This window comes from Roseovarius gahaiensis (assembly GCF_011601345.1).
In the GTDB taxonomy this organism is placed as follows: domain Bacteria; phylum Pseudomonadota; class Alphaproteobacteria; order Rhodobacterales; family Rhodobacteraceae; genus Roseovarius; species Roseovarius gahaiensis.
In genome coordinates this window covers 87,210-107,579 of the sequence record NZ_JAAORB010000002.1, presented here as the reverse complement: position 1 = coordinate 107,579, position 20,370 = coordinate 87,210, and the positions used below count along the sequence as shown (strand labels likewise).

Genomic DNA, 20,370 nt, shown 5'->3' with positions numbered 1-20,370 from the left:
CGCAAAAAAGGGACAGACAATGCTTGATTCAAGCTCAACCGCAAAACGGCCGGAGCATGCCCCGGCGGATCACCCCGCCATTCCGAAATATAAAACCGGCATCCTTTTGGCCAACCTGGGCACGCCCGACCACTATTCTTACTGGTCGATGCGCCGCTATCTGAATGAATTTTTGTCTGATCGACGTGTGATCGACTATAGCCCGTGGATATGGCAGCCACTGCTGCAACTTGTCATTCTGACGAAACGCCCGTTTTCCAGCGGTGAGGCGTATAAGTCGATCTGGAATGAAGACAAAAACGAAAGCCCGCTGATGACAATCACCCGTGACCAGACCACAAAAATGGCTGAGTCGCTTCACGAGCGCTATGGCGATCAGGTGATGGTCGATTTCTGTATGCGTTATGGCAACCCATCCACGACATCCAAGGTCCGTGAAATGGTTGCGGCGGGCTGTACCCGTATCCTGTTTTTCCCGCTTTATCCGCACTATGCTGGCGCAACGTCGGCCACGGCGAACGATCAGTTTTTCCGCGCTTTGATGGCAGAACCATGGCAGCCAACAGCACGGGTTGTAGAGCCGTATTTTGAAAACCCCCTTTACATCGAAGCCTTGGCACAATCTGTCGAAAAGGCTTATGCAGAGGTCGAAGACCGGCCTGACATTCTTGTCGTTTCCTATCACGGAATGCCAAAGCGGTATTTGAAGCAGGGCGATCCGTATCATTGCGAATGCCAGAAAACCACGCGTCTGCTAAAAGAGCGTTTGGGGTGGGATGACACGCAAATCACCACCACATTCCAGTCGGTTTTCGGGCCCGAGGAATGGCTGAAGCCTTACACCGTCGATCATGTGGCCGAACTGGCAAAGCAAGGCAAAAAGAAGATCGCCGTAATGGCACCGGCGTTTTCAGCCGATTGCATCGAAACACTGGAAGAGATCAACGAAGAGATCAAAGAAAGTTTTGAGGAAGCAGGCGGCGAGCAGTTCACCTATATTCCCTGCCTGAATGACGACGATGCGCATATTCACGCGCTGAGCACGATTGTTCAGGACAACCTGAAGGGCTGGTTAGACTGAAGACGCTTTCAATCCTTTAGGACAAACAAAAAAGGCAGTGGTTATCCACTGCCTTTTTCATATTCAGTATGTCGACTGACTTAGTCAGCGGCAACTGCGGCTGCGATGATCGCCAAAACGACCAGCGGAACCCAAACACCAGCTGCGGACGAGCTTGCGTTGGTTTCTTCAACAACCACTGGGGCCTCCATGACGGGCTCTTCCATGTTACCGGCAAAAGCAGTCGAAGCAGCAGCAGTCAGAGCAGCGGCGAGAACGAGTTTTTTCATAGTATCCTCCAGAAATTTGCTTGCACGCCGATGGTTCGGCGCCAAGCACCCAAGACTTACCTCGTAAAGTTGTCTAATCAGCAAACTTTGCCGATTGCAAATGTAACTTATATATACACACCGCTACAGTCTCAAAATTTCGTCAAATTAGCAACACTTGCGTGCCAACTTTTGTCATCGAGAACAACTCGGCAATGTGTTGATTATAGAGGCCAATGCAGCCATTCGAAGACCGACGGCCAATTTTGCGCGTGTCATGCGTTCCGTGTATCCGGTAATAAGTCCAGCTGAGATAAAGCGCGTGCGTCCCTAACGGATTGTCGGGCCCAGGCCCCACATAGGCAGGCCAATCGGGGTTTCTTTTCAGCATGGAAGGCGTCGGTCGCCAACTTGGGCCCTCCACTTTGCGAACAACACGGGTCCGCCCAAGGCGCGTAAGATCTTCGGATAGCGGCACGCTGGATGGATAAAGCTTGTAGGTTTCCCCATCTTCAGACCAGTAGTGCAATGCCCGCGACGAGATATCGACCAAGATCGCCCCGTTCGTAAGGTCGGAAAAATATGGCCGCCAGTCCAAGGCGCGAAAGCTGGAAATGTTACGCCGCGCGGTCTGTGTCACGTCACTTTCCATCTCGACGGTGTCACTGCCGTTGAGGTCTTGCGCCAGAGCCGGAGCGCCAATTGCTGCCGCCGTTCCTGCCAAAAAGTTTCGACGGCTTAAGCTGGTGATGAATTTCGTGGACATCTTTTTGACTCCAGTAGCTTGGCTATCCAAGCCTATAACATATGGCGATAATGCTTCAGTCGCAAATCAAAGAGTCGTCATTTGGCGTTTGAACGTGCGACAGGGGTTTGAAAGCGTGACCCAGCCAAGGTAAAGCGTTTAAAACACTTATCAGGGTAGTCACACTTATGGCACGCATTCTTGGTCTTCTCTTTTCCGCGCTGATCGTCTTGTCGGCCTGTGCCGCCCCGCCCGCCGAACCGCAGTTGGGCCCGGATGGCAAGCCTTTGCCTAAAATGTATCGCATCCGTTCAGGCGACACGGCAGATATTCAGTTCAGAATGCTGGATTCGATAAACTCTTTACGACAAGCTGCCGGCCAGACGCCTGTGAGCATGAACGCGAATTTGACCGCGGCCGCAGCCACACATTCGCGGGATATGTCGATCCAAAACCGCCCATGGCATTTTGGGTCGGATGGATCCTCTCCCATCGATCGCATCCGTCGTGTCGGGTATAGCGGCAACCTTATCGGCGAAAATATCTCCGAAACCTATGAAACCGAGCTTGAGACTCTGGCGGCTTGGATGGAACAGCCTGCGACACGCGATGTCATTTTGTCACCGCAGGCCCGGGAAATGGGCTTTTTCTGGATACAGGAACCCAACGGCAAAATTTGGTGGACCTTGGTGATGGGCGGTTAAACGCCGGTCTAAGGGGTGACCAGAATGGGTGTACCGTTTCTTACCATGGCGTAGATGTCTTCCATCTCGCGATTTGTGACCGCGATGCAACCCCACGTCCAATCCCGTTTTGCGGCAAGCCCGCGTTTGGACTCACCATGGATAAAGATATCACCGCCAGGGCTTAGTCCGGCCATTCTGGCACGGGTCACATCCGCCGGGTTTGGGTAGGATATACCAATCGAAAGGTAGAACTGACTGTTTGGGTTGCGGCGATCAATTACATACTCACCCTCGGGCGTTTTGCCATCCCCCTCAAACTCCTTGTGCCCTTCCGGAGCAAATCCCAGATCTACGTCGTAGGATTTCAACAGTTGATCATGATGCAAAAGATGCATTCGACGGTCGGCTTTATTAACCACAACCTTGGTCACTTCAGGGCCATTGTATGTGCGGAATTTTGATGTGCTGCAGCCAGCAAGGCCCACAGACAGCACAATAATCATCACTGCCCCGAAAACGCGCATGTCTTTTCCTGATTTGCCTGCTTTATCTGCTCTGCCTGAACATTAGCTTGGATTTGGCAAAATACGAATATCACTTTTCCGCATGATTCAATTTACCGCATGAAGTGCGCCACTAATTCAACATGCGAAGACCACCGGAACTGATCGACGACCCGCAACGCCTTGAGTTGATAGCCTTGATCAACCAGATACTTTGCGTCCTTGGCAAAGGTCACCGGGTTGCAGGACACATAAGCAATCTTTGAAATATCGGATTTTGCCAATTCTGCTATTTGGGCACTGGCCCCTGCGCGCGGCGGGTCAATGACCGCCGCATCGAATTTGGCCAATTCATCCGGCATCAAAGGACGCCGGAACAGATCGCGCGTTTCATGCGTCACCGCTTTTAGCCCCTGCGCCATGCGCCAACCCGAATCCAGGGCAGCCATCATGGCCTGATCGCCTTCCACCGCATGCACAGCCGCATTCCGCGCCAAGGGCAAAGCAAAGGTTCCGCACCCGGCGAACAAATCTATCACTTTGGCGGAAGCCCCAACGATATCCTGCACGTCTTGGCGCAGCGCCTCTTCCCCTTGTTTAGTGGCTTGCAAGAATGCACCGGGGGGCGGAACCACATGGATATCACCAAACTCCTGCTCGGGCGGAAGGCGGGTTGCGATTACCTCGTCCTCCCATGTCAGTCGGGCCAGCGCGTGTTGTTCGGCCAAAGCCGCCAGTTCAACACGCAATGGCCCATCCAGCGGTTTGCCATCGGCTACGCAAATATCCAGCCCCGACGCTGACAAAGTGGTCGCAACGGAAATACTGTGCTTTCGGCTGGCCCCGATCTGGGCCAAAGCCTTGGCCACGGGAAGTGCGGCCATCAAATCAGGATGCAAAAGCTGACAATCGGGAATCTCCACAAGGGTATCCGACGCCCGCGCGTGAAACCCCGCCATAGCCCCCTTCTTGGTGCGCCGTGCCGCAAACGTCGCACGACGCCGCGCCTGTGGCGGCGACACGGCGATCGGCAAAAAATGAGTCTCCAACCCGTTGGACGCCAAAGCCGTTTTAACGACCTCCTGCTTCCAATTCTGCAAAAACCGATCAGAGGCATGCTGTAACTGACAACCACCGCAAGATTTGAAATGGCGGCACGGCGGGCTGACCCGGTCCGAAGACGGCTCGATAATCCGGATCTCCTCCAGCTTTTTGCCAACCGGTTGACCAGTCACAACCTCGCCCGGCAATGTGAGGGGGGCAAAAAGCGGGCCATCTGCGATACCATCCCCGTGATGGCCCAACCGTGTGATTTTGAATTGATCCATAGACTGTGCCGGTTCTGTCATTTCAATAGTTCATCTTTGGTCAGCTTAAAGCCAGACGCGATCCAGCGCTTTTCAAGTTCTTTCAAACGCGCACCAAGTGCGGGGCCAGAATAAGTGGGCATCAGATCACGCGCGCTGACAGGAAATTCAGCCTGCGCGCCAGTTTCGGCCAAATGACGCGACGACGGATCAAACGCCGTTTCCAACATGGCATCACGCAACACCACGATATCAAGCGCCACATCCACGCCGTGACGATAGCCCAATTCGGCGATCGTTGCAGGGCTCTGCATACCCTCACGTAATATCTGCAAACGCTTTGCCTGTGCTTTGCTCAACCGCAACAAAGGGGCCGGATCATCGCCACCAAGGCAGGCGAGCCTGCGCATCGGCTCGGCAGCCAAATTTGCCGATTGTTCAAGATGCACCAAAAAGGCCAGCATCCGATCATCCGCACCGGGCAACACAGCCGTCAGAACACCAGCCGCCCGCATGGCTGCAACCGATGGCGCAGGATCAGACGCCGATAGAAGTTTGACCATTTCAGACCCGACGCGTTCGCGCGATAGCCCTTGCAGCCCCTCAAGATGCGCCGCAACAGCCGCCAACCCTTCTCTGTCCAATCCATTGGATGGGTCGCCATACCATGCGTGAAATCGGAAAAACCTCAGGATTCTAAGATAATCCTCGCGAATACGCTGATCCGGATCGTCGATAAACCGAACATGGCGGGCCTCAAGGTCCGGCAGACCCGCCAATGGGTCCAACACTGTGCCATCGGGCCGCGCATAAAGGGCATTCATGGTGAAATCACGCCGCTTTGCATCTTGCGCCACGTCATTGGAATAGGCCACCACAGCATGCCGACCAAAGGTTTCCACATCTTGCCGAAAGGTTGTGACCTCATGCGGCAGATGGCCCGACACAATCGTGACAGTGCCGTGATCAATACCCGTTGGCACCGCTTTCAAGCCCGCCGCAGCCGCAAGCGCCATCACGGTTTCGGGGTGCGCATCCGTTGCAATATCAATGTCATGCACCGGGGCATTCAACAAAGCATTGCGCACACAGCCGCCGACAAACAGCGCCTGATGGCCCGCTTTGGTCAGCATATGACACACAGCTTGGGTTTCGGTCATGTGAATCCACTCGCCCGCAATCTTCATCACATACCCTTCGAGGCATCTGCCAAAGTGCGCAAGATACGCGCCGTCGCCCCCCAAATGTAATAGGGGCCAAACGGAATTGTATAATAACGCCGAGCGCGGCCACGCCATCGCCGTGACTGGATGCTGAAACGGGCTGCGTTCAACAGATGATCAAGCGGAACATCAAATACTTCGTCCACTTCACCAATTTCGGGCCGCGGCTGAAACGGTTCGCGTATGCGCGCAACAACCGGCGTGACATCAAACCCGGTCACCGTTTCATGCGAGGGCATAAGCCCCAAAACGTCAACATTGTCCCGCTCAAGCCCGATCTCTTCATGTGCTTCACGCAAGGCGGCGGCAGTGATATCAGGATCGCCCGCATCTTGCTTTCCACCGGGAAACGCAATCTGGCCCGGATGATGCCGAAGGGCCGATGAGCGTTTCGTCAGATAAACGCGCGGGTTCGGCGCTTCGCACAAAATCGGAATCAATACGCCCGCAGGACGCAGGCGCCGCCCAGCGGGCAAAACGGTATCGGGGTTCAGATCATAATCCGATGAGGTCTGCCCCCCCTTTGCCAGACCCGCACGCACATGATGCAGAGGGTCACTCATCTTTGTCGTTTGGGGTTTGCGCTTCGAATCCAAGCGTCTTTGGGTCCATCCGGTAATGCGCACCACAGAACTGACAATCGGCGGTAACTGTCCCCTCGTCGGTGGTCATTTTTTCGATATCTTTAGCCGAGTAAATCGACAAGCTGCTGCGCACGCGATCCTCGGAGCAGGTACAGCCAAACCGAACGGCCTGAACATCGAAAACACGGGGGGCTTCTTCGTGGAACAAACGCACAAGCAAATCGCTTGGCGCAACAGACGGCCCGATCATTTCCAAGTCTTCTGCCGTATCCAAAAGCATGTTGGCGCGATTCCAGTTTTCCGCATCATCGCCTTCGACGATATCTGATGCTACCAATACCCCGCCTTCGCCCGACGCGCCGCCTTGGGCGAATGGCGATGCCTTTGGCATGTGCTGCAACATTACACCGCCAGCGCGCCAATGCTCGACCCCGCCTTTTTCTTTCGATTTACCAAAGGACAACTTGAACCGCGTCGGAAGCTGTTCGGACTGGGCAAAATATGCTTCGGCACAGGCCCTTAGGCTACCTGCGGCAACCGGGGTAATGCCTTGATACGGCGCGGTTCCCTTGCCTTGATCAATCAAGACGGCGAAATAGCCTTGTCCCAATTGATCGAACGGGGATGTATCTGTGACACGATCCCGATCAAAGCTGGCATAGGCGCGGATACGCGCGGGTTCACCCTCGCTTGCGGGTGCATAGTAATCGGTTGCGATCATCCGAACCGCGCCCTTGGTCTGGACCTGTAAGGAAAGTTTCCAGCGCAGCTTTATGGTTTGTCCGATCAACGCCGTCAGAAGGGCCATTTCAGCCACCAACGCTTCGACCGGTGCGGGGTAATTGTGTTGCTTGAGTATGCCATCAAGCACCCCGTCAAGCCGTGCGACGCGCCCGCGAATATCCGCGTTGTCCAGCTGGAACGGCAATATCGTGTCGTCCCAAGCGATTTTCTGTCCAAGTGTCATGGGGTTTCCTTGTGTGCCTGAAATTGGCATATCGCGTCTATATAATCAGAACAACACTATGGCCAAGGGGAAGCAGGCAATGATCCGGCGATTCGGCGACAGTCCAAGGCATGACACGCGGTATACGCGCCGCGCCGGTGTGTACGCGATCCTGCCGCGCAACAGGCAGCTTTTGCTGACGCATCAAGCGGACCCAACACCCGAGCTTCAGCTTCCCGGCGGCGGAATTGACCCCGGTGAATCGCCAGCGCAAGCGTTGCACCGTGAAGTGCTGGAAGAAACCGGCTGGAAGATTGGCGCTATTCGCCGCGTGGGGGCCTTTCGGCGATTTACCTACATGCCGGAATATGACCTCTGGGCCGAGAAACTGTGCTTGATCTACCAAGCGCGCCCAATACTGGAACTTTCCTGCCCAAGCGAGCCGGGGCACACTGCAGTTTGGTCTGATTGGACCATCGCGGCACAGGAATTGGGCAACGCCGGAGACCGGCATTTTGTCAAACAGCTATGGGCGAAGGTTTGAATTCAAGCAAAACTGCGGAGACGTCATCGGAAAAGTCCTCGGTGCCAGCAAAATCGGCCAACTTCCAGACAAGGGATTCAAGGCAGGCCATCCCGTGTGTTTGGCGAAGCTCGGACAGGATTTGCGCAAGGCCCATATCGTCAAGCAGCACGCCTTGGGCATCGGCACATTCAACAACACCATCAGAATGGATTATCAGCCGATCACCGGGATGCATCGTAACAACCGTCTGGTCATAGGTCGCACCGTCAACCAACCCAACAGGCAAACCACCGACGCCCACCATCTCGACTTGCCCGTTTGCACGCTGAAGCGCCGGATATGGATGGCCCGCTTGTGCCATGGTGACCTGACCACTGGACAGATCCACATCAGCCAGCAGCATCGTAAAATAATGCTCTGTCTCCATCTCACCAAGGATCAGTTGATTCAACATCGCAAGTGTTTCAGCCGGCGGATAGCAACCGTATCCACCACCCGGCAGGCGCCGTAGGGCCAGGTTTTGTTCAGGTGCCGTGGCAGACAGATATCCAGCCAATCGCGCCGTCATCAGCGCAGAACTGACACCATGGCCGGATACATCAATGCCATACAGGCCAATCCGCGTTGCATTGACAGGAAACATACCCACCAAATCACCACCAACATGCCCACTCGACCGCAGCATCAATGACACCTCGGCAGGGCCAAAATCGCGATAGCGGTCACTGACCAAGGATTGCTGCAGCTTCTTGGCCTCGATCAAATCGCTGTCCAACGAATCGTAAAGCGCTTGCAGCTCATCCAAGGTGGATTTCACAAGACGGTTCTTCTCGGTCAGCTCGCGTTCCATGCGCAAAATACGATCGCCCGCGGCGATACGGGCGCGCAACTCAGTGGCATTAACCGGTTTGGTCACGAAATCATCAGCACCAGTATCCAGACCGTGTGCGATTTCGTCTTTCTCAGATTTGGATGTCAGCAGGATAAAATATCCGTAGCTGTCGCGCGGCATGGCGCGGAAGGCCCGGCAAAATTCCAGCCCGGTCATGCCCGGCATCATCCAATCACTCAAAACCAGATCTGGCTGAATATCTTGGCACAGCTGCAGCGCCTTTTCACCCGATGCGGCCTCGGTCACAATATACCCCCAACGTTGCAACAAGGCCGCCAATATGTGGCGCTGTAGGCGGCTATCATCGACGACCAGAACCTTGCGAATAGCCTGGCAATCTATGTGTTCCGACGGGCAAGATTGCGCATTTCCAACTGACATGACGATATGAAACCCCATTTTCTATCGGAGATAGCGCACCGACGTTTAACGCAGGGTGAATGTTAAAATTGTCCGGTTTTCGTGGCCCACCTTGGGAATTTGTTAAGCCCGTGATCCGACAATCGACGCGAGCAATGCAATGGACACGACATGATCAACTGGAACAGGGTTCGGGAACTGCGCGATGAAATCGGCGAAGCAGAATTCGCCGAGGTGGTTGCGATATTTCTTGAAGAAGTCGAAAGCGAGATCGACGTTTTGCGACAGCAGCCCGATCTGCACAATCTGGAAGCACAATTACATTTCCTCAAAGGCAGCGCTTTGAACCTTGGGTTTGCCGATTTCTCAACGCTGTGCCAGCATGGTGAAGTGGCGGCCCGCCAAGGCCAGACCAGCCTTGTCGACATATCGGCGATATTGCGATGTTATGAACAATCCCGCAGCGTGTTCGTTCATGGGCTGCCTGATCTAGTCGCCGCCTAGATCAGAAATTCCGCCAGAACTTCGTCGTTGGTAATATCACGATAATCAAACCCTGCCGCGTCAAGCTGTGTTTCGATATGTCCAAAATTCTCGGGGTTTGTGGTTTCTATCCCGATCAGGACCGACCCAAAGTTGCGCGCGGATTTCTTGAGATATTCAAAGCGTGCAATGTCATCATCCGGGCCCAGCATTTCCAGAAAATCCCGCAAAGCGCCGGGGCGCTGCGGCATCCGCAAAATGAAATACTTCTTGATCCCGGAATAGCGCTGCGCGCGCTCTTTGACCTCGGGCAAGCGTTCGAAATCAAAATTACCGCCCGAGGTAACGCAAACAACGGTCTTGCCACGAATTTCCGCTTCCATATCCTTTAACGCATCAACCGCCAAAGCCCCCGCAGGTTCCAGCACGATACCTTCGACATTCAGCATCTCAAGGATGGTGGTGCAAACCCTGTCTTCGTTGATCGTCAAGACGTCGGCAGGGTTAGTATCGCGCAACCGCTGAAACGTCTTCGCGCCAATCTGCGCCACGGCGGCCCCATCGGCGAAGGTATTCACGTGATCAAGTCGCGTGGGCTCGCCAGCCTTCAATGCCGCCGCCAAACAGGCCCCGCCTTCAGGCTCGACCAAGGTCACGGCGGTGCGATCCCCTAGATAACTGCACACGCCAGACGACAGGCCACCACCGCCAACCGGCATGATGATCCGATCAGGAAGATCGGACAGTTGCTTTTCGATCTCAACGCCGACCGAAGCCTGACCTTCGATCACGTCCTCATCATCGAAGGGCGAAAGGAAATGCCCGTTTATCTCGTCGCAATAGGCCTGCGCGGCGGCAAGCGTATCATCGAAATAATCGCCGGTCAGACGGATCGACACGGCATCACCGCCAAATTTTTCGGTCTTGCCGATTTTCTGCTGGGGTGTTGTCACCGGCATAAAGATCACGCCCTTGACCCCGAAATGCCGACACATGAACGCAACACCCTGCGCATGGTTGCCAGCGCTTGCGCAGACGAACTGTGTTGTTTCTGGATTGTTTTCCAAAACCTTGCGCATGGCATTGAACGCCCCGCGCAATTTATACGACCGCACCGGCGACAGGTCCTCACGCTTCAGCCAAATGTCGGCCTTGTAGCGATCCGACAGGTGATCGTTGCGCTGCAACGGCGTGGCGTTGAACACGCCGCGCATCGCGGTTTCGGCAGCTTGGGCAAGGGTACGAAAATTTGTCATATGTCTTGATTGGCGCAATGTTTGCTGGCTGGCAAGGGCAGGGCGCAAAGCATACCGAAGAATACCGACCAGGCGACCGTCTTGCCCCTTTCGCCAAAACCCGGTATCGCCCGAACGCGTATTTGACGGAAGGAAAAACGATGTCCGCGCCCAAGAAAGTCGTGCTGGCCTATTCCGGGGGCCTTGATACCTCGATCATCCTGAAATGGCTGCAAACCGAATATGGTTGCGAAGTGGTGACATTCACCGCCGATCTGGGGCAGGGCGAAGAGCTTGACCCGGCGCGTAGGAAGGCGGAGCTGCTTGGAATCAAACCCGAAAATATCTTCATCGAAGATATCCGCGAGGAGTTTGTGCGCGATTTCGTGTTCCCGATGTTCCGCGCCAATGCGGTGTATGAGGGGCTGTATCTGCTGGGCACCTCGATTGCCCGGCCGTTGATTTCCAAGCGTCTTGTCGAAATTGCCGAAGAAACCGGTGCCGATGCCGTGGCGCATGGCGCGACCGGTAAAGGCAACGATCAGGTGCGGTTCGAATTGGCCGCCTACGCGCTGAACCCCGACATCAAGGTGATCGCGCCTTGGCGTGAATGGGATCTGACCAGCCGGACAAAACTGATTGACTTCGCAGAAAAAAATCAAATTCCAATTGCCACAGACAAGCGCGGTGAAGCGCCGTTCTCGGTGGACGCAAACCTGCTGCACACCTCGTCCGAGGGGAAAGTTCTGGAAGACCCGGCCGTGGATGCCCCCGACTACGTGTATCAGCGCACCGTTAACCCAGAGGACGCCCCAAACGAGCCCGAGTTCATCGAGATCGGCTTTGAAAAAGGCGATGCCGTCAGCATCAACGGTGAGGCCCTGAGCCCCGCAACCCTGTTGACCAAGCTGAACGAGCTGGGTGGCAAGCACGGGATCGGCCGGTTGGATCTGGTCGAGGGTCGATTCGTAGGCATGAAATCCCGAGGGATTTATGAAACCCCCGGCGGCACCATTTTGCTGGAGGCGCACCGCGGAATCGAGCAAATCACGCTGGACCGTGGCGCGGCCCATCTGAAAGATGAACTGATGCCGCGCTATGCCGAGTTGGTTTACAACGGCTTTTGGTACAGCCCAGAACGTGAAATGTTGCAGGCGGCGATTGATCACTCACAACATCATGTGACGGGAACGGTGCGCCTGAAGCTGTACAAAGGGTCGGCCCGAACGGTTGGCCGCTGGTCCGAGCACAGCCTGTATTCCGAAGCGCATGTGACCTTCGAAGACGATGCAGGTGCCTACGATCAGAAGGACGCCGCAGGCTTTATTCAGTTAAACGCCCTGCGCCTAAAGCTGCTGGCCGCACGCGAACGCCGCCTGAAAGGCTAAGTCGAATAGGCTGCGCGCGGGGTTAGCACATTACAAAATCAACGTTGCGCCCAAATGGGCGCAACATCCTAAATCGCGACGGCGCGAAGACGTTGATAGGCCGGCATCGCGGCCTTGGCCAATGCGGCACGCGGGCCGTCTAAATCGGGCAGATCCCCCTCGGGGCCAGCAAAACCGGTTGAGCCATGCACAGCAGCATACCAATGTGTCGCCCAAACCCCATCGGACGGATGGCCGCCAGCGGGCCATGACAGCATCGCCGGATCCCACGCCAGACCAATCGCATCACAAAGCCGCCGCAACATGATTTCGGGGTCTTTGCGAATGTCATGGGAATCGATCACCACAGGGTTTGCCCCCCCCGCCTGAAGCTGGTCGTAAAGTTCGACCTGCTGAACAAAGCCTATATCGGCCAGCGTGGGGTTGTCATATTTGGCGGAAAAACTGGTGGCGACGCGGGTAGGGTGGCGGATAAGAAAGACATTGGTAAGCTGGGAAACCCAATCACGGGGGATACCGGCGATCATATGCTGCGACATGTGTTTTTGATAAAAATGCGGTTTTCCCTCTGGAATTGGCCCAAGCAATTGATCAATCACCTGCACCGGATCGGTGCTTTGCGACGCAAGGATCGCCTCGCGCATCGGGTGGGCCAGCCCGGTTTGGGCAAGGTAAGCGGCATAAAACGGTTCATCCACCACGGCGAAATCTGACCGCGCGCCAAAGGAATACATCATTGCCGTCGACAGGTTGCGAGGGCCTGACCACATGGCAAGGCGCATGGGATATCTCCTAACGTAAGGGGTTGGCGGGGCTGTTCAGGCTGTTTCACACTGAATCAGAGCCTTGTATAAGTCTTGAATGCGTTTGGTGACCGGGCCCAGCCCACCGTTACCAATGACGCGCCCGTCGATATCACTCACCGGCGTTTGTGCACCGAACGTGCCTGTCAAAAACGCCTCGTCCGCGCCGTAAGTATCGACAAGGGAAAAGTTTCGCTCAAACACCGGAATATCATTGGCGCGGCACAGGTCGATCACCTTTTGCCGGGTGATGCCATTCATGCAGTAATCGCCAGTGCTGGTCCAAACCTGCCCTTTGCGCACGATAAAAAAGTTACAGGCGTTGGTCGTGTTCACAAAGCCATTTACATCCAACATCAAGCCTTCGTCTGCACCGGCCTTTTCGGCGGCAATACAGGCCAGAATACAATTCAGTTTGGAATGAGAATTCAGTTTTGGATCCTGCGTCATGGGCAGGCCACGGATATGCGGGACGGTGGCAAGTCGGATCGGACGGGCAATCTTGGGCTTGGAATGCTCCATGATAATGGTCACGGTCGGCCCGTGCTGCGACAGTGACGGATGCTGAAAGGGGCGGGTTTTCACGCCGCGTGTCACCATCAGGCGGGCATGTGCATCGGTGGTCATGTCATTGGCGCTTTGTGTGTCTAACACGGCCTGAAGCACCTGTTCGCGGGTCATTCCGATATCAAGGTCGATGGCCTTGGCGGCCTCGAACAAACGATCGAGATGTTCGTCGATAAAGGCCCATGTTCCATTATAAAGGCGCAGCCCCTCCCACACCCCATCGCCCAGCATGAAGCCACTGTCATAAACGCTGACCTTGGCCTAATCTTTGGGCAGGATATCCCCGTTAAGCCAGATCTTGATGGTTTCATTGCGCGCATCTTCGGCAGCCTGATGGGTTGTTTGGTGGTCGGTCATTGGGGCCTCTCGCATCTATTCGATGGCCCGACGCTAGGACGGGGCGCAAATGGTGCCAAGCGGTAAATTCTGATCACCAAGCCGTGACAACACAGGGGCTTGAATTGGCCTATCGCCAGCAATGCGGCACAATAAGGTTAATCGGAGGGCTAAGTTGATGAAAGATAAATTGGCAAACTTGAAAGCGGTGACACTGGCTGCGCTGATCGTGTTGGGTTTTGGCCTTGAGCACGGCAAGGCCCATGCTGCGTCCACCGAGGTGCTGACCGTGGCAGGCGGGTGTTTTTGGTGTGTCGAGGCCGATTTTGAAAAGGTCACCGGGGTGCAAGAGGTGGTATCAGGTTACACCGGTGGCACCGTCGAAAACCCGACCTACAAGCAAGTTGTACGCGGCGGGACCGGCCATTATGAGGCCGTGGAAATTATGTATGATCCAGCCAAAGTGTCAGCGCGTGACTTGTATGATCTGTTCTTCCGATCTGTTGACCCAACGGATGCAGGCGGGCAGTTCTGTGATCGCGGTGAAAGCTATCGCACAGCGATTTTCGTCTCGAACCCAGCGCAAAAGACAGCAGCAGAGGCCGCCAAGGCCGATGCGGCAAAAGCATTAGGCCAAAAAATCGTGACGCCGATTCTGGACGCCAGCCCATTTTACGAGGCCGAGGCCTATCATCAGGATTACTACAAGGGCGAGAAACTGATCCTGACACGGTTCGGCCCCAAGTCACAGGCATCCGCCTACAAACGCTACCGCGACGCCTGTGGCCGCGATGAGCGCCTGCGCAAGCTGTGGGGCAATGCCGCACCTTTCGTGAACTGAGTCGAAGGCACGGATGTGCTGGCTTAACCCACCTTGCAGGCTGCCAGCACCGCCATGTTCAACACGTCGCTGGCCGTTGACGTGGATGAACAAATTTGAATCGACTTGTCGATGCCCGACAAGATCGGGCCGATCACAGTAGCACCAGCCATTTCCTGCATCAGCTTGACCGAGATCGAGGCCGAGTGGCGCGCAGGCACAACAAGAATGTTGGCCGGGCCGGTCAGACGCTGAAACGGATAGGCGTCCTGCGTGCGGGCGTTGAGCGCGACATCAACCGTCATTTCGCCCTCGAACTCAAAATCGACACCGCGCCGCTCCAACACATCAGGGGCGAGGTGCATTTTCTCGGCCCGTTCGGATTTGGGATAACCAAACGTCGAGAAGCTGACAAAGGCAACACGCGGTTCAAGTCCAAGATGCCGCGCAACCCCGGCGGCGCGGGTGGCGATGTTGGCAAGGTCTTCTTCGTCGGGCCATTCATGCACCAGCGTATCAGCGATCAGGACGATCCGGCCTTTGTGCAAAAGAGCGGTCACACCGGCCACGCCGTTTTCTGCATTAGCGTCAAAGACGTGATTGATCCGCTCCATCACGTGCGCGGATTTACGGGTTGCGCCGGTAACAAGACCATCGCCATGCCCATGCGCCAGCATGAGGGCCGCAAATACGTGGCGGTCACGTGCGGCCATACGGTGGATATCGTGGCGGTCGTGGCCTTTGCGTTGCAGGCGCTGATACAAGAAATCCTTGTACTCATCCAAGCGGTCGGTTTTCGCTGCGTTGACAATCTCAAGCTCACGCACGGCATCGCCAAGGCCAGCCGCCTCAAGTTTGGTTTTCACGTCGTCATCGCGGCCCACGACAATCGCCTTGCCAAGGCCCGAACGCTGATATTGGACAGCGGCGCGCAAAACGCGAGGGTCATCGCCTTCGGCAAAGATCATGCGGGCCTGTGCATTGCGGGCGCGCGCGTTGATCGAGCGCAAGATGCTGGCCGTCGGGTCCATGCGCGCAGCAAGCGTTTGTTCATAGGCATCCATATCAACGATGGGCCGCCGCGCGGCCCCGGTGTCCATACACGCTCGCGCCACGGCAGGGGGCACGATATGGATCAGCCGGGGGTCGAACGGGGTGGGAATGATGTAATCGCGCCCGAATGCCAGCTTGCGGCCATAGGCCATTGCCACCTCATCCGGCACATCGGCGCGGGCCAATTTGGCCAAAGCCTCGGCGCAGGCGATTTTCATCTCGTCGTTGATGGCACGGGCGTGAACATCCAGCGCGCCGCGGAACAGGTAGGGGAAGCCCAGCACGTTATTGACCTGATTGGGGTAATCGCTGCGCCCGGTGGCGACGATTGCATCAGGGCGCACCTCGTGGGCTTCTTCCGGCGTAATCTCGGGGTCGGGGTTGGCCATCGCAAAGATCACCGGGTTATCGGCCATCGAGGCCACCATATCCTGCGTAACAGCGCCCTTGACCGACACGCCAAGGAACACATCGGCGTCTTTCATCGCCTCTTCCAATGTGCGCAGGTCGGTCTTGATGGCATGGGCTGATTTCCATTGGTTCATGCCTTCGGTACGACCCTGATAGATCACGCCCTTGGTGTCGCAAACAATACAGTTTTCATGCCGCGCACCCATCGCCTTGAGCAATTCAATACAGGCAATGCCAGCGGCCCCGGCACCGTTCAGCACGATCTTGCAGTCTTCAATTTTCTTGTCCGACAGATGCAACGCATTGATCAGACCTGCCGCACAGATCACGGCAGTGCCGTGCTGATCGTCGTGGAACACCGGAATATCCATCTGTTCCTTGAGCGCCTGTTCAATGATGAAACATTCGGGTGCCTTGATGTCTTCAAGGTTGATGCCCCCAAAGGTGGGGCCCATCAGCTTGACCGCATTGATAAATGCCTCGGGGTCTTCGGTATCAAGTTCGATGTCGATCGAGTTTACATCGGCAAAACGTTTGAACAGAACCGCTTTGCCCTCCATCACCGGCTTGGACCCCAGAGCCCCCAGATTGCCAAGGCCCAGAACCGCCGTGCCGTTGGAAATGACCGCCACCAGATTGCCCTTGTTGGTGTAGTCATAGGCCAGTTCGGGATTGGCGGCGATTTCCTCGCACGGGACGGCAACACCGGGGGAATAGGCCAGCGACAAATCGCGCTGCGTGGTCATCGGCACGGTGGCCGTGATCTCAAACTTGCCGGGGGAAGGTTCAAGATGGAAGGCAAGCGCCTCTTCACGGGTGAACTTGGGTTTGGACATGTCGCGGCCTTGTGTCATTTGTTCGGTTTTTCCCTCCATAGCGAGGGTTTGCGCCAGCCTCAACTGCGCATCGGTTTTCGGGTTTTCGGCAAAGCCTTGGCTTTGTAAGGTCTGCGGCAACCAAACCGGGGGCAAATGTGAATACCGCCAAAACCAATGTCACGCCGATGATGGCGCAGTACCTTGATATCAAGACCGAGTATCCGGGGGCGCTTCTGTTTTACCGGATGGGCGATTTCTATGAGCTGTTCTTTGACGATGCCGTGGCAGCCGCCGAGGCGCTGGACATCGCCCTGACCAAACGCGGCAAGCATCAGGGCGACGATATCCCGATGTGCGGGGTGCCTGTGCATGCAGCGGAAAACTACCTGCTGACTCTGATCCGCAAGGGATTTCGCGTCGCGGTTTGCGAGCAGATGGAAAGCCCCGAAGAGGCTAAGAAACGCGGCTCCAAATCTGTGGTCAAGCGGGGTGTTGTGCGGCTGGTCACTCCCGGCACATTGACCGAAGAAAGCCTGCTCGATGCGCGGCGGCACAATTATCTAGCCAGTTTCGCCCGTGTCCGCGGCGAAGGCGCGCTGGCTTGGGTGGATATTTCGACCGGCAGTTTCCGCGTGATGCCACTGGCCGAGGTTCGGCTGGGCCCCGAACTGGCGCGGCTGGCCCCGTCCGAGGTGGTGTTGGCCGAGGGCGATGAGGCGGTTTTGGGTGAAATCGTGACTGAATCCGGCGCGTCCAGCACCGAACTGGGGCGCGCCGCCTTTGACAGTGCGGGCGGCGAGCAAAGGCTGTGCGAGTTGTTCAAAGTCGGCACGTTAGAGGCCTATGGACAATTCACCCGCCCCGAACTGGCCGCGATGGGCGCAATCGTGGACTATCTGGACATAACGCAAAAGGGCAAGCTGCCGTTGCTGCGCCCGCCCCAGCGCGAGGCACAGGGTCGCGTGATGCAAATAGATGCTGCTACGCGGCGTAATCTAGAGATCACGAGCGCACTAACCGGCGGAAAAGCAGGTTCGCTACTGTTAGCGGTAGACAGAACCGTAACCGCTGGCGGGGGCCGCTTGCTGGAACGGCGCCTGTCTAGTCCCAGTCAGGTTTTAAGCGTGGTGCAGGATCGGCTGGATGCTGTTGGCTTTTCGGTAGAACAGTCTCGATTCAGTGATAATTTGCGCAATGCCCTACGCAAGGTGCCTGATCTGGATCGGGCATTGTCGCGCTTGTCACTGGACAGAGGCGGGCCACGTGATCTGGCCGCAATTCGCAATGGGCTGACCCAAGCGGTGGAAATTGCAGCCCTTGCGACCAACAATGACATGCCGCGCCTGATGAAAGACGCGGCCAGCGATCTGACCGGACACGAAGACTTGTTAAACCTGCTGGATCAGGCGCTGGTTGCGGAACCGCCGTTATTGGCGCGCGATGGCGGCTTTATCGCACCCGGCTATGACGTTGAGTTAGACGAGGCGCGAAAGCTGCGGGACGAGGGGCGCGGTGTTATTGCAGGGATGCAAAGCGAATATCAAGACCTGACCGGAATCCAAAGCCTGAAGATCAAGCATAACAACGTATTGGGCTATTTTGTCGAAGTCACAGCAACCCATGCCGAGAAAATGCTATCGGCCCCGCTGAACGAGACATTCAAACACCGCCAGACCACGGCCAATCAGGTGCGGTTCACCACTGTACCGCTCAGCGAAATGGAAACCAAGATTCTGAATGCCGGTGGCCGGGCACTGGACATCGAAAAACGGCTCTACGACAGCTTGAAAGAGGCTATTCTGGGCGCCTCGGCACATATTTCACAAACAGCACGCGCACTGGCAGAACTGGATTTGACGACCGCCTTGGGCGATTTGGCGCGCGGTGAAAACTGGTGCAAGCCCCACGTCGACGAAAGCCATGCCCTGAACATCCAAGGCGGGCGGCACCCGGTGGTGGAACAAGCCCTGCGCAAGACCGGAGAGCCGTTTATCGCCAATGACTGCCAGTTGGGGCAGGGGAGCGATATCTGGCTTCTAACTGGCCCCAACATGGCCGGTAAATCCACCTTTTTGCGGCAAAACGCGCTGATTGCGTTGCTCGCGCAGGCGGGTAGCTATGTGCCCGCCAAGGCCGCACATATCGGTATGGTCAGTCAATTGTTCAGCCGGGTTGGCGCAAGCGATGATCTGGCGCGTGGGCGTTCAACCTTCATGGTGGAAATGGTTGAAACTGCTGCGATCCTGAATCAAGCGGATGATCAGGCACTGGTGATACTGGATGAAATCGGGCGGGGCACCGCCACCTATGACGGGCTGTCGATTGCTTGGGCCACGTTGGAGCATCTGCACAATGTCAACGGAAGCCGCGCCTTGTTTGCAACGCATTACCATGAAATGACGAACCTCAGCGACAAGCTGGACCGGGTTGAGAACGCCACAGTGACCGTCAAAGAGCATGACGGACAGGTGATTTTCCTGCACGAAGTGCGGCGCGGCGCAGCCGATCGAAGCTACGGGGTTCAGGTGGCCAAATTGGCCGGCCTACCCGATGCGGTGGTCGAGCGCGCGCGCGTCGTTCTGGACGCACTTGAAAAAGGCGAGCGCGAAGGCGGAACCGCGCAAAAAGCACTGATTGATGATCTACCATTGTTTTCGGCGACACCAACGCCCGCACCGCGACCGACGCAGGAGTCGGAATTGGACAAGCGCTTGGCGCGCGTCCTGCCCGATGAGCTGACGCCGCGCGAAGCGCTTGACCTGATCTATGAACTGAAAGGCTTGGCCAACGAACCTTAGCCGGGGTTCGACGACACACCAACCTGCGCAGGGCGCAGGATGCGATCGTGCAGCATGAAGCCTTCGGCAGAAACTTGAATGATTTCGCCTGCTTTGGTGCCGGGCACCGGGGCTTCGAACATGGCTTCGTGTTGCTGCGGGTCAAACTTATCGCCGACCTCGGGTGTGATTGGCGTAATTCCGTGCTTGGAAAAAACGTTGACCAACTCGCGAAGCGTTAACTGGATACCTTCGATCAATGCCGCCGATACCTGCTTTTGTTCATCGGTCGCAGAACCAAGCGCACGTTTCATGTTGTCGTAGACGGGCAACATGTCACGGGCCAGTTTGGAACCGCCGTAATTTTCTGCTTCGCGGCGATCTTTTTCACTGCGCTTACGGGCATTTTCGGCATCGGCCAACGCGCGCATGAATTTGTCTTGTAACGCGTCACGCTCGGCGCGAAGCGCTTCCAGTTCGGCGTCTTCATTAAGGATTTCTTCCTCAGAGATCGCCTGCTCTTCGGCCTCGGCCTGCTCAATATCGTCAAGAAAGTCGTCGTTCTTAGGCTCTGCCAT

At 56.1% G+C, this 20,370-nt stretch carries 19 protein-coding genes and 1 pseudogene; 7 read left to right on the top strand and 13 right to left on the bottom strand.

The genetic code is table 11. The annotated features are described in order from the left end of the window. Positions 1 to 19: 19 nt before the first annotated feature. Positions 20 to 1,081 carry a ferrochelatase gene (hemH, locus tag HAT86_RS01745; RefSeq protein ID WP_167192868.1) on the top strand — a complete coding sequence of 354 codons (1,062 nt, stop codon included), beginning with the start codon at positions 20 to 22 and terminating at the stop codon, positions 1,079 to 1,081. A gap of 80 nt (positions 1,082 to 1,161) precedes the next feature. Here hemH and HAT86_RS01740 read toward each other — a convergent pair whose 3' ends face one another. Both HAT86_RS01740 and HAT86_RS01735 read right to left on the bottom strand, forming a co-directional pair. Next, positions 1,162 to 1,350 carry a hypothetical protein gene (locus HAT86_RS01740; protein WP_167192867.1) on the bottom strand — a complete coding sequence of 63 codons (189 nt, stop codon included), beginning with the start codon at positions 1,348 to 1,350 and terminating at the stop codon, positions 1,162 to 1,164. Between the two features lie 142 nt (positions 1,351 to 1,492). Then, positions 1,493 to 2,095, bottom strand: a complete 603-nt coding sequence (locus HAT86_RS01735) for a L,D-transpeptidase (RefSeq protein WP_167192866.1) — start codon at positions 2,093 to 2,095, stop codon at positions 1,493 to 1,495. Between the two features lie 167 nt (positions 2,096 to 2,262). On the opposite strand from HAT86_RS01735, the gene dalA reads away from it, so the two are divergent. Next, positions 2,263 to 2,778: a divisome-associated lipoprotein DalA gene (gene dalA / locus HAT86_RS01730; RefSeq protein WP_167192865.1), complete on the top strand. Its 516-nt coding sequence runs from the start codon at positions 2,263 to 2,265 to the stop codon at positions 2,776 to 2,778. Positions 2,779 to 2,786: 8 nt separating this feature from the next. On the opposite strand, the gene HAT86_RS01725 is transcribed toward dalA, so the two are convergent. From HAT86_RS01725 to hslO, 5 genes are all read right to left on the bottom strand, one after another. After that, on the bottom strand, positions 2,787 to 3,284 hold the full coding sequence (locus HAT86_RS01725; protein WP_167192864.1) for a L,D-transpeptidase family protein: 498 nt from the start codon (positions 3,282 to 3,284) through the stop codon (positions 2,787 to 2,789). 92 nt (positions 3,285 to 3,376) lie between these two features. Then, entirely contained in the window at positions 3,377 to 4,591 is a 1,215-nt protein-coding gene (locus tag HAT86_RS01720; protein WP_167192863.1) for a class I SAM-dependent RNA methyltransferase, read from the bottom strand. A gap of 17 nt (positions 4,592 to 4,608) precedes the next feature. After that, positions 4,609 to 5,757, bottom strand: a complete 1,149-nt coding sequence (locus tag HAT86_RS01715) for a CCA tRNA nucleotidyltransferase (RefSeq protein WP_167192862.1) — start codon at positions 5,755 to 5,757, stop codon at positions 4,609 to 4,611. Next, positions 5,757 to 6,356, bottom strand: coding sequence for a CoA pyrophosphatase (locus tag HAT86_RS01710; RefSeq protein ID WP_167192861.1), 600 nt, complete (start codon positions 6,354 to 6,356; stop codon positions 5,757 to 5,759). The genes HAT86_RS01715 and HAT86_RS01710 overlap by 1 nt, the downstream gene beginning before the upstream one ends. Beyond that, complete coding sequence (gene hslO, locus HAT86_RS01705; protein WP_167192860.1) at positions 6,349 to 7,344, bottom strand: Hsp33 family molecular chaperone HslO; 996 nt, start codon at positions 7,342 to 7,344, stop codon at positions 6,349 to 6,351. Before hslO ends, HAT86_RS01710 begins: the two co-directional genes overlap by 8 nt. A 79-nt stretch (positions 7,345 to 7,423) precedes the next feature. On the opposite strand from hslO, the gene HAT86_RS01700 reads away from it, so the two are divergent. Then, positions 7,424 to 7,867: an NUDIX domain-containing protein gene (locus HAT86_RS01700; protein ID WP_167192859.1), complete on the top strand. Its 444-nt coding sequence runs from the start codon at positions 7,424 to 7,426 to the stop codon at positions 7,865 to 7,867. Here the strand turns inward: HAT86_RS01700 and HAT86_RS01695 are convergent. Continuing rightward, complete coding sequence (locus HAT86_RS01695; RefSeq protein WP_167192858.1) at positions 7,842 to 9,122, bottom strand: PP2C family protein-serine/threonine phosphatase; 1,281 nt, start codon at positions 9,120 to 9,122, stop codon at positions 7,842 to 7,844. The two genes, HAT86_RS01700 and HAT86_RS01695, sit on opposite strands and share 26 nt — an antisense overlap. Before the next feature lie 150 nt (positions 9,123 to 9,272). Here HAT86_RS01695 and HAT86_RS01690 point away from each other — a divergent pair, with 150 nt between their 5' ends. Continuing rightward, on the top strand, positions 9,273 to 9,605 hold the full coding sequence (locus tag HAT86_RS01690) for an Hpt domain-containing protein (protein ID WP_167192857.1): 333 nt from the start codon (positions 9,273 to 9,275) through the stop codon (positions 9,603 to 9,605). Here the strand turns inward: HAT86_RS01690 and ilvA are convergent. Further along, on the bottom strand, positions 9,602 to 10,840 hold the full coding sequence (gene ilvA, locus HAT86_RS01685) for a threonine ammonia-lyase IlvA (protein WP_167192856.1): 1,239 nt from the start codon (positions 10,838 to 10,840) through the stop codon (positions 9,602 to 9,604). The two genes, HAT86_RS01690 and ilvA, sit on opposite strands and share 4 nt — an antisense overlap. 140 nt (positions 10,841 to 10,980) lie before the next feature. On the opposite strand from ilvA, the gene HAT86_RS01680 reads away from it, so the two are divergent. Then, positions 10,981 to 12,207, top strand: coding sequence for an argininosuccinate synthase (locus HAT86_RS01680; protein WP_167192855.1), 1,227 nt, complete (start codon positions 10,981 to 10,983; stop codon positions 12,205 to 12,207). Positions 12,208 to 12,275: 68 nt separating this feature from the next. Here the strand turns inward: HAT86_RS01680 and HAT86_RS01675 are convergent, their stop codons facing one another. Together HAT86_RS01675 and HAT86_RS01670 are read right to left on the bottom strand one after the other, a co-directional pair. After that, positions 12,276 to 12,989, bottom strand: a complete 714-nt coding sequence (locus HAT86_RS01675) for a sulfotransferase (RefSeq protein ID WP_167192854.1) — start codon at positions 12,987 to 12,989, stop codon at positions 12,276 to 12,278. Between the two features lie 36 nt (positions 12,990 to 13,025). Next, positions 13,026 to 13,934, bottom strand: a pseudogene (locus HAT86_RS01670) (D-amino acid aminotransferase). 157 nt (positions 13,935 to 14,091) lie between these two features. Here HAT86_RS01670 and msrA point away from each other — a divergent pair. Continuing rightward, positions 14,092 to 14,754: a peptide-methionine (S)-S-oxide reductase MsrA gene (gene msrA / locus HAT86_RS01665; protein ID WP_167192853.1), complete on the top strand. Its 663-nt coding sequence runs from the start codon at positions 14,092 to 14,094 to the stop codon at positions 14,752 to 14,754. A 23-nt stretch (positions 14,755 to 14,777) separates the two neighbouring features. On the opposite strand, the gene HAT86_RS01660 is transcribed toward msrA, so the two are convergent. Further along, positions 14,778 to 17,033 (bottom strand): NADP-dependent malic enzyme, encoded by a 2,256-nt coding sequence (locus HAT86_RS01660; protein WP_167192991.1) that lies wholly within the window; start codon positions 17,031 to 17,033, stop codon positions 14,778 to 14,780. Between the two features lie 167 nt (positions 17,034 to 17,200). Here HAT86_RS01660 and mutS point away from each other — a divergent pair, with 167 nt between their 5' ends. After that, positions 17,201 to 19,813 carry a DNA mismatch repair protein MutS gene (gene mutS / locus HAT86_RS01655; RefSeq protein WP_167192989.1) on the top strand — a complete coding sequence of 871 codons (2,613 nt, stop codon included), beginning with the start codon at positions 17,201 to 17,203 and terminating at the stop codon, positions 19,811 to 19,813. Here mutS and HAT86_RS01650 read toward each other — a convergent pair. Continuing rightward, on the bottom strand, positions 19,810 to 20,370 hold the full coding sequence (locus tag HAT86_RS01650; protein ID WP_167192852.1) for a nucleotide exchange factor GrpE: 561 nt from the start codon (positions 20,368 to 20,370) through the stop codon (positions 19,810 to 19,812). The two genes, mutS and HAT86_RS01650, sit on opposite strands and share 4 nt — an antisense overlap.